The sequence below is a fragment of the Devosia sp. genome (genome assembly GCF_014860165.1).
Lineage (GTDB): Bacteria > Pseudomonadota > Alphaproteobacteria > Rhizobiales > Devosiaceae > Devosia.
The window spans coordinates 1-8,261 of sequence record NZ_JACZKG010000055.1; the positions used below are offsets into that span (position 1 = coordinate 1).

Sequence of the window (8,261 nt, forward strand, 5' to 3'; positions counted from 1 at the left end):
CGGGGGCAGCCTTTTTCACCGGCTTGCCGCGTGGCTCGCCACGCCAGTCATTGTAGGTGACGGTCAGCGAGTATTCGTCCAGCATGGCGGCCTGATGCGCGAGCAGGTCTGCACCTATATGTGCCCGTGGCCGCGCATCCAGGCCGCCATGCTGGACGAATACTCGCTGACCGTCACCTACAATGACTGGCGTGGCGAGCCACGCGGCAAGCCGGTGAAAAAGGCTGCCCCCGACGCCAAGCCGGTAGGCGACTGCGTCGACTGCAAGGCCTGCGTTGTCGTGTGCCCGATGGGCATCGACATCAGGGAAGGGCAGCAGCTCGAATGCATAACCTGCGCCCTCTGCATCGACGCCTGCGATTCCGTCATGGACAAACTCGGCCGCGATCGCGGCCTCATTTCTTACACCACGCTGAACGACTACAGCACCAACATGCAGCTGGCGGGCCAGGCCGACGGCGTAATCGATCCGCGCAAGGTGCGTGACAGCGCCGGGCAGCTGCTGCCGGCGGTCAAGCACACGGATTGGCGCTCGGTCATCCGTCCGAGGACCTTTGTCTATTTCCTCGGCTGGGCTGCAATCGGCGTAGCCATGATGGTCGTTCTGGCGATGCGACCCTCGATAGGCCTGAACGTGCTGCACGACCGCAATCCGCTCTATGTGCTGCTGTCGGATGGCTCGCTTCAGAATGGCTACGACGTCAAGATTCTGAACATGACGCCACAGCCGCGTGAACTGGTGTTCACCATCGAAGGGCTGCCGGGAGCCACCCTGGCGGGGCCTGGACTGTCCGATGGGGGCGCCGAACGGCTCGAGATCAGCGTCGAGCCCGATCTGGTCTTGCCGCTCCGCATCTACGTGCGGTCGCCCGATCAGGACCTCCCGCCCCAGTCGGATTTCACAATGACCATCACCGACGGGACCGCCACGGCATCGACCAACGTACGGTTCGAAGCACCGGAGAAACAGGAATGAGTGCGACCGAGCCACGCGAGTTTACCGGGCGCCACATGGCCCTGATCACCGTGACCTTCTTTGGGGTCATCATCGGCGTCAACCTGCTCATGGCGGTTGCCGCATCCCGCACCTGGACTGGGCTTGTGGTCGAGAACAGCTATGTGGCCAGCCAGGAGTTCCAGGGCAAAGCCGACGACGCGCGTCATCAGGCCGAGGCCGGCTGGACCATGGACGTCGCCTATGAGACGGGAACGCTGGTTGTCCGAGCCCTCGACGATGGCGTTCCGCTGGCGCTGGAGGAGGTGACGGCGTTTGTGCGGCGGCCGGTCGGCGGCCATGATGACGCGACTGTGGTGCTGATGCCGGGCGCCGACGGATATCGCGGTGCGATCAACCTGGCGCCCGGTGTCTGGGACGTGGCGGTTACCACTGCGCCGACCGCGCTCGGCGCGATGGAGCGCGAAATCCGGATTACGGTCCGGTGACAGCAGAAGCCGACGACGGTGACCTTCTGGAATACGTAGCCTCGGGCTCAGACGGGGCCAGACGGCTCCATCTCGCGGTTCCCGATGCCTATTGCGCCACCTGTATCCAGACCATCGAGGAGGCGCTGGCCGGCCTGCCGGGCGTCTGCAATGCGCGCGTCAACCTGCAGCGCCGCCGGGTCCAGATCGATTTCGAGGCCGATTGCGATCCCGCCACCCTGACGGACACCGTGACCCGCAGCGGTTACCGCAACCACCCCATCGATCCCGCCGACGTCGATGACAAGGACCCGGCGCTGCGGGAGCTGGTTTCCGCGTTGGTCGTCTCAGGCTTCGCGTCGGCCCATACCATGTTCTTCTCCGAGGCCATCTGGTCGGGGGTCGAGGGCGACACGCGCACGCTGTTCTACTGGATCTCGGCACTGGTGGCCATTCCGGCCGTGGCCTATGCCGGCCGCCCCTTCTTCCGTTCGGCCCTGGCGGCTTTGCGTGTCGGCCGCGCCAATATGGACGTTCCGATTGCCATCGCGCTGATCGCCACCACCGGGATCAGCGTGCTCGAAACCCGTCTCGCCGGACAGCATGCCTATTTCGATGCCGCGACGATGCTGCTGTTCTTCCTGCTTATCGGGCGGACGCTCGATCACGTGATGCGGGGGCAGGCGCGCAACGCGGCGTCGAACCTCGCGCGGCTGGCCCCGCGCGGCGCCCAGCGCGCATTGGCGGATGGCAGTCTTGTCTTCATCAGACTGGAGGACATCGCGCCCGGCATGACACTGCTGCTCAAACCCGGCGATCGCTTGCCGGTCGATTGCGAGGTTTCAGGGGCCGCCGGCGCTGTCGATATGGCGCTGGTCAATGGCGAGGCTATGCCCGTTGAGGCGTCAGCCGGCACCCAATTGCCCGCCGGAGCGCTCGTTCTCGATCGACCCATCGAAGTGGTGGCGACGCGGCCCGCCGGCGATTCATTCATTGCCCGCACCGCCGCGCTGATGGAGGCGGCAGAGCAGGTCCGCACCCGCTATCGCGGCATTGCCGACCGCGCCTCCGACCTCTATGCGCCGCTGGTCCACATCGCTGCCCTGGCCACCTTCATCGGCTGGTGGGTTGCCGGCGCAGGCTGGCATACGGCGCTGCTCAACGCCGTCGCGGTGCTGATTGTCACCTGCCCATGCGCCCTGGCCCTGGCTGTGCCGATCGTCCACGTCGTCGCCGCCGGCAGGCTCTTCGCGCGGGGCATCCTGATGAAGGACGGCGCCGCCCTGGAACGCCTGGCCACGGTGCGCCACGTCGCCTTCGACAAGACCGGCACCCTGACCACAGGTCGGCCCAGGCTGGTCGGCCAGGTGTTCGGAACGGGCGACTGGTTGCCTGCCGCATCGGCCATCGCCGCGGCGAGCAACCATCCGCTGGCCATGGCGCTGGCCGCGGCTGGCCGCGAGCCGATGCTGGCCGACTGCCGCGAAATAGCCGGCGCCGGGGTTGAAGCCCGCATTGATGGCCAGGTCTGGCGCCTGGGCAATGCCAGGTTCTGTGGCGCCCAGGACGATGGCGGCGGCGAGGGAAGCCGCGTTTGGCTGGCCCGCGAGGGTGAGGTGGTCGCGGCGTTCGACTTCGGTGACGATATTCGCGGCGACGCGGCGGCAACAGTCGCGCAGTTGCACGGGCAGGGGGTCTCCACCTCTATCCTCTCCGGCGATCGCGCGGGGAGCGTGGGCCGGGTTGCCCGCGAACTGGGCATCGCCGACGCCGCCCATTCGCTGGCGCCGCAGGACAAGGTCGCGGCAGTCGAGGCCCTTCGCCAGAAGGGGCCGGTGGCGATGGTCGGCGATGGCATCAATGACGCCGTCGCCCTGGGCGCTGCCGACGTGTCCTTCGCGCCTGCGGCCGCCGCCGATGTGGGTCGCGCCGCCGCCGATTTCGTACTCATCAACGACAGGCTGCTCGGCGTTCCCTTCGCGCTCTGGCTCGCCCGCAAGGCGGATGCGCTCGTGCGGCAGAACCTGACCCTGTCCATGGCCTATAACATCGTCGTTCTGCCGCTGGCGGCCGCCGGAATGGTGACGCCGCTGATTGCCGCCGTGGCGATGTCGTCCTCCTCGATCATCGTCGTCGTCAATGCCCTGCGCCTGCGTCTGCAGGGCCCACCAGGTCTGGAAGTGCTGAAATGAGTGGTCTGATCGTTCTCGTCGTCTCGGCGATGGGGCTTGGTGCGCTGGCCCTGGCCGGGTTTTTCTGGGCCCTCAGGACGGGTCAGTATGAGGACATTGAAGGGGCCGCGCAGCGCATACTGCTCGATGACGACATGCCGTGAGCAAATCGCTCCGGGTTGACGCGGATCAAAGTGTCCGAAGCGGGCCTCCTCTAGACGAGAGGCAAAACTGCAGCCGGGACGCCATGACCGAAGAACTCGCGATCAAACTCAACAAGCCGGTGCCACGCTACACCAGCTACCCCACCGCACCGCATTTCCATGCTGGGGTCGACCAGGCGCAATATGAAACCTGGCTGGGCGAACTCCCCGGCGATGCCCGCATCTCGCTCTACCTCCACCTGCCGTTCTGCGATCGGCTGTGCTGGTTCTGCGGCTGCCACACCAAGCAGGTCAACCGCTACTCCCCAATCACGGCCTATCTGGAGGCGCTTGCTGCCGAGATCGGCCGAACCGGGGCTCTCGTCGGCACAAGGCCGGTAACCGCGGTGCATTGGGGAGGCGGCTCGCCATCGCTGCTTGATGCAGGCGATATCGCCCGGACCGGCAAGATGCTGCGCGACGCGTTCAGCTTTGCCCCAGAGGTGGAGTTCAGCGTCGAACTCGACCCCAATGACATGTCGGACGACAAGTATGCGGCCTGGGCGGCAGCCGGTCTGACCCGGGCGAGCATTGGCGTCCAGGATTTCGATCCCAAGGTGCAGGCGGCGATCAATCGCATCCAGACCTACAAGCAGACCAGGCACGTGGTCGAGAGCGTGCGCGCTGTTGGCGTCCGCTCGCTCAATATCGACATGCTGTATGGGCTGCCGCACCAGACGGTGGCCGGCGCCACCGAGACGGCCCGCCAGGTGGCCTCGCTGCGGCCCGAGCGGGTCGCGCTGTTCGGCTACGCCCACGTGCCGTGGATGAAGAAGCACCAGTCCATGATCGACGAGAAGGCCCTGCCTGATGCGCTGGAGCGCTATCGGCAGAGCCATGCCGCTGCGGCCGAACTGCTGGCCCAGGGCTATGAGCGCATCGGCTTCGACCATTTCGCGCTGCCCCATGACAGCCTGGCGGTTGCCTGCCGTTCCGGCCGGCTGCATCGGAATTTCCAGGGCTATACGGCCGACGAGCATGATGCCTTGATCGGCCTGGGTGCCTCGGCGATCGGGCGCCTGCCGCAGGGTTATGTGCAGAACACCGTCGCGACCCATGAATATCAGCGCCTGGCGCTTGAGGGCCGTGGCGTTGTCGCCCGGGGCGTGGCGCTGACCCGCGACGATTGCGTCCGCGGCTATGCCATCGAGCGGCTGCTTTGCGACTTCCGGCTGGACTTTGCCGAGCTCCGGGCGCGCTTCGGCGCTGACGCCGAGCCCGTGGTGGAGGATGCGGTCGCCGTGGCGCTGAACGACGAGCACGGCATTGCCCGGTTGTTGCCCGGGCAGCTGGAAATCACCGATCGCGGCCGGCCGTTTGCGCGCACGGTAGCGGCGGGGCTCGATGCCTACCTGCAGGTCGGTACGGCGCGCTACTCCCAGGCCGTCTAGCCGGCGCGCTGGCGCAGGCGCTCGGTATCGGGAATGTGCACGTGGCGCTTGTTGTGGATCACGATGATTTCCAGCCGGCGCAATTCGGTCAGTTGCCGCGACACCGTCTCGATCGATAGCCCAAGGAAATCGGCCATGTCGCTGCGGGTGAGGGGCAGGTCGTATTCCACCGTCGCGGTGTCGCTCCCCAGCTCGGGATTGACGTGCAGTGCGATCAGATAGAGGAAACTTGCTACCCGCTCGGCGGCCGACTTGCGGCCGAGCGTCACCATCCACTCCCGCGCTTCGTCCAGCTCCCGCAGGGTTTCCTTCATCAGCCAGCGTTCGAGCGGCCGGTTCTCCTCGAGCATGGCCTCCATCAGGGCGCGGGGCACCAGGCACAGTTCCACCTCGGACGTCGCCTCTGCCGATAGCGCGTTCGAAGCGGCATGGATGCGCCCGATGAAATCGTTGGCGAACTTCAGCCCCACCACCTGTTGGCGGCCATCCTCGAGCACCTTCATCAGCTTGATGACGCCGCTCACCACATTGGCATAGGTTGTGATGTCGGTTTCGTCGCCAAAGACCTCGGCGCCGGCCTCGTGACGCGTCGACCTTGTGTGCCGCGCCAGGCGGGCGAGCTGGCTCGTATCGAGAACACGGCAAATTCCGTTGGAGCGGACGCTGCAAAGGCGGCAGGTGCGAGGTTCGTCCTCGTGGGGCGGGATGGTCGGCAAATCTGTGCTCCTGGTCCGGGCGTGACCGGCGATATCACCGGCAGCATAGGGGTATTGGCGCGGCGGCATTTGACCTATGTCATCAAATGCGGCGGAGCAGGGTGGGTGCGGCGGATCGGCGTTCGCAGCTGCGGTGGCGCGAGGGCATTTTTTTGCCTCGATTCGTCGGGCGGTATCCGGTCCAATTTGCCGGCTGCGGTTTACATCCCGGGCTTAGTCCCTACATTAGCCCTTCGCTGTCGTGCGCAGATGTGCGCGGCCTTGACTGGAAGGGCGTCGATTTATCCGCCCGCACTCACAGAAGGAAACAGCCATGACGGAAGCCAAGATGGGCGACGTTGTCCGCATCAATTATACCGGCCGCCTGACCAACGGGACGCAGTTCGACAGCTCGTCCGGCAAGGAACCGCTCGAATTCACCATCGGCCTGGGCCAGGTGATCAAGGGGCTCGAAGCCCAGGTAGCCGGCATGGAGCCGGGCAGCAGGGCCACCGTGACTATTCCCTGCGACCAGGCCTACGGCCCCCACCGCGCCGAAGCCATCCAGACGCTGGATCGCGCCAAGGTACCATCGGGCATCGATGTGCGCCCCGGAACGCAATTGAAGGCACGAACCGCCGATGGCGGCATGCTGCCGATCACGGTGGTGGAAGTGGATGATAGTATCGTCAAGGTGGACGCCAACCACCCGCTGGCCGGGCAGGACCTGGTGTTTGACGTCGAGCTGGTCGAAATCGTCCAGGCGGCCTAGCGACGGCGCGGCGGGCCGAAGGTCCGCCGCTTTGCGCCCGGCGCCTGGCGACAATGGGCGAGGATGGCTCGACCACTTCGGCAAGGAGGGCCGAAACACGAAAAGGTTCGAGCACAAGGTTGGTCTCTGCTGCGCAATCGGCTATCCGATGACCGGTGAGCGAGGAGTGCGACGTTGCAGGACACCACAGACACTGGCAGGCCGAGTCGGGTCCGAGCTGGGATTCGTCGCCTCTTTGCACCCTCCAGGACGCGGCCACACCACGCCTTGGCGCCATTCGAGCGCCCACTGCTGATCCTCGTTGCCTTCGCGGTGCCCGCTGCTGCCCTCATGGCTGGCAGCGACTACACGCTTGGTGTCTGGATGCAGGATTTCCCCGACGACCTGCAGCCTTTTGCCCATTTCGTTACCGACCTGGGGGAGGGTGTTGAAGTGCTGGTGACGACCGGGCTGCTGCTTCTATTGAGCGCCCTGATACCAACCGCTCTGCTGCGACGCCGCGCGCAGGTCGGTCTCAACGCCATCACCGCTGCCGCGGCCTTCATATTTCTCTCCGTGGCCGGGGGCGGTCTGCTCGCCCTGCTGCTCAAATACGCTATAGGCCGAGCTCGCCCGGTGCTGCTGGATAGCCACGGCTATCTGTCCTTCCACCCCTTTGCCATGCATTCGGATTTCGCAGCATTGCCTTCCGGGCATTCAGCGACAGCCGCGGCCATGGCGATCTCGCTGGCCCTGGTTTTTCCTCGCCTCAGAGCCCTGTTCATCAGCGCCGGCGTCCTGATCTGCCTATCCAGGCAGCTTGTCGGGATGCATTGGATGAGTGACACGCTGATGGGTTGGGCCGTGGGCGCTGCTTTCACCTATTGGCTGGCCCACGTCTTCGCGCGGCGCGGCCTGATGTTCCGCTATGACGACTTTTTCAGGTTGAGGCCGAGGCGAACACGCTTCACCCCGACACGGTACCTGCGCCCGACCATCAGATCGGCGAAATAGGCGAAAAGTCTGCGCCCCCCGGGCGGTGGGGGCGGTGGCCGTGTTGGCGTTCCTGCCCGGTGCCTTCGGGATGGTCGGCGCGATCCTGGTGGGCGCGCTTGCCGATCTGGCGCTGCGGCGCGGCTCCCGCGGTGGCGTTGGTCATGGGGCTACGGCTTTGCCCTCTGCGTCGAAGGTCTTGAGGTAGGCGATCACATCGGCGATTTCCTCGTCGGTCTTCAGGCCGACAAAGGTCATCTTCGTTCCGGGGATAAAGGCCTTTGGCGCCTTGAGAAAGCTCGAAAGCGCTGCCTCGTCCCAGGTGATCCCGGCGCCGAGCAGCGCTTCGGAATATTTGAAGCCCGCCACCGCGCCGGCAGCATGCCCCACAACACCGTTCAGTGGCGGGCCGACCCTTGCCCGGGCATTCTCGCCCACGGCGTGGCAGGCCATGCATTTCTTGAAGACTGTAGCCCCCGCCTCGGCATCCTGAGCCTGGGAGGGACCGACGAGAAGAAGCGGCAGCGCGAGCGTCAACAGGGCAAGTCTCATGAAGTGGTCCTGGATGGAGGGGGGCAGAGCTGAAGCCTTAGGGCATAAGACCACAGATGGCCGCGGTTGTCAGCATATCCGCC

The 8,261-nt window shown here is 65.6% G+C and carries 10 protein-coding genes; 7 read left to right on the top strand and 3 right to left on the bottom strand.

Annotated features, from left to right (window positions below):
• The 5 genes from IH615_RS13765 to hemN all read left to right on the top strand — a co-directional run.
• Window positions 1–976, top strand: a 976-nt coding sequence (locus IH615_RS13765; protein ID WP_291362468.1) for a 4Fe-4S dicluster domain-containing protein, incomplete at its 5' end; no start/stop codon positions are given.
• Complete coding sequence (locus IH615_RS13770; RefSeq protein WP_291362470.1) at window positions 973–1,443, top strand: FixH family protein; 471 nt, start codon at window positions 973–975, stop codon at window positions 1,441–1,443. The genes IH615_RS13765 and IH615_RS13770, both read left to right, overlap by 4 nt.
• Complete coding sequence (locus IH615_RS13775) at window positions 1,440–3,614, top strand: heavy metal translocating P-type ATPase (RefSeq protein WP_291362472.1); 2,175 nt, start codon at window positions 1,440–1,442, stop codon at window positions 3,612–3,614. Before IH615_RS13770 ends, IH615_RS13775 begins: the two co-directional genes overlap by 4 nt.
• Window positions 3,611–3,757 carry a cbb3-type cytochrome oxidase assembly protein CcoS gene (gene ccoS / locus IH615_RS13780; protein ID WP_291362474.1) on the top strand — a complete coding sequence of 49 codons (147 nt, stop codon included), beginning with the start codon at window positions 3,611–3,613 and terminating at the stop codon, window positions 3,755–3,757. Before IH615_RS13775 ends, ccoS begins: the two co-directional genes overlap by 4 nt.
• 83 nt (window positions 3,758–3,840) lie before the next feature.
• Window positions 3,841–5,187 carry an oxygen-independent coproporphyrinogen III oxidase gene (hemN, locus tag IH615_RS13785; protein ID WP_291362476.1) on the top strand — a complete coding sequence of 449 codons (1,347 nt, stop codon included), beginning with the start codon at window positions 3,841–3,843 and terminating at the stop codon, window positions 5,185–5,187.
• On the opposite strand, the gene IH615_RS13790 is transcribed toward hemN, so the two are convergent.
• Window positions 5,184–5,903, bottom strand: a complete 720-nt coding sequence (locus IH615_RS13790; RefSeq protein WP_291362478.1) for a Crp/Fnr family transcriptional regulator — start codon at window positions 5,901–5,903, stop codon at window positions 5,184–5,186. The genes hemN and IH615_RS13790 overlap by 4 nt on opposite strands.
• Before the next feature lie 313 nt (window positions 5,904–6,216).
• Here IH615_RS13790 and IH615_RS13795 point away from each other — a divergent pair, with 313 nt between their 5' ends.
• On the top strand, window positions 6,217–6,654 hold the full coding sequence (locus IH615_RS13795) for a peptidylprolyl isomerase (protein WP_291362480.1): 438 nt from the start codon (window positions 6,217–6,219) through the stop codon (window positions 6,652–6,654).
• 267 nt (window positions 6,655–6,921) lie between these two features.
• On the top strand, window positions 6,922–7,647 hold the full coding sequence (locus IH615_RS13800) for a phosphatase PAP2 family protein (RefSeq protein ID WP_291362482.1): 726 nt from the start codon (window positions 6,922–6,924) through the stop codon (window positions 7,645–7,647).
• Here the strand turns inward: IH615_RS13800 and IH615_RS13805 are convergent.
• Window positions 7,631–7,792, bottom strand: coding sequence for a hypothetical protein (locus IH615_RS13805; RefSeq protein WP_291362484.1), 162 nt, complete (start codon window positions 7,790–7,792; stop codon window positions 7,631–7,633). The genes IH615_RS13800 and IH615_RS13805 overlap by 17 nt on opposite strands.
• Entirely contained in the window at window positions 7,789–8,178 is a 390-nt protein-coding gene (locus tag IH615_RS13810) for a cytochrome c family protein (RefSeq protein ID WP_291362486.1), read from the bottom strand. The genes IH615_RS13805 and IH615_RS13810 overlap by 4 nt, the downstream gene beginning before the upstream one ends.
• Window positions 8,179–8,261: the final 83 nt, after the last annotated feature.

What these genes read in the sequence shown, in the direction of transcription:
- IH615_RS13770 (WP_291362470.1), top strand. Translation starts at nt 973, where the DNA reads ATGAGTGCGACCGAGCCACGCGAGTTTACCGGGCGCCACATGGCCCTG.
- ccoS (WP_291362474.1), top strand. Translation starts at nt 3,611, where the DNA reads ATGAGTGGTCTGATCGTTCTCGTCGTCTCGGCGATGGGGCTTGGTGCG.
- hemN (WP_291362476.1), top strand. Translation starts at nt 3,841, where the DNA reads ATGACCGAAGAACTCGCGATCAAACTCAACAAGCCGGTGCCACGCTAC.
- IH615_RS13795 (WP_291362480.1), top strand. Translation starts at nt 6,217, where the DNA reads ATGACGGAAGCCAAGATGGGCGACGTTGTCCGCATCAATTATACCGGC.
- IH615_RS13805 (WP_291362484.1), bottom strand. Translation starts at nt 7,792, where the DNA reads ATGACCAACGCCACCGCGGGAGCCGCGCCGCAGCGCCAGATCGGCAAG.
- IH615_RS13810 (WP_291362486.1), bottom strand. Translation starts at nt 8,178, where the DNA reads ATGAGACTTGCCCTGTTGACGCTCGCGCTGCCGCTTCTTCTCGTCGGT.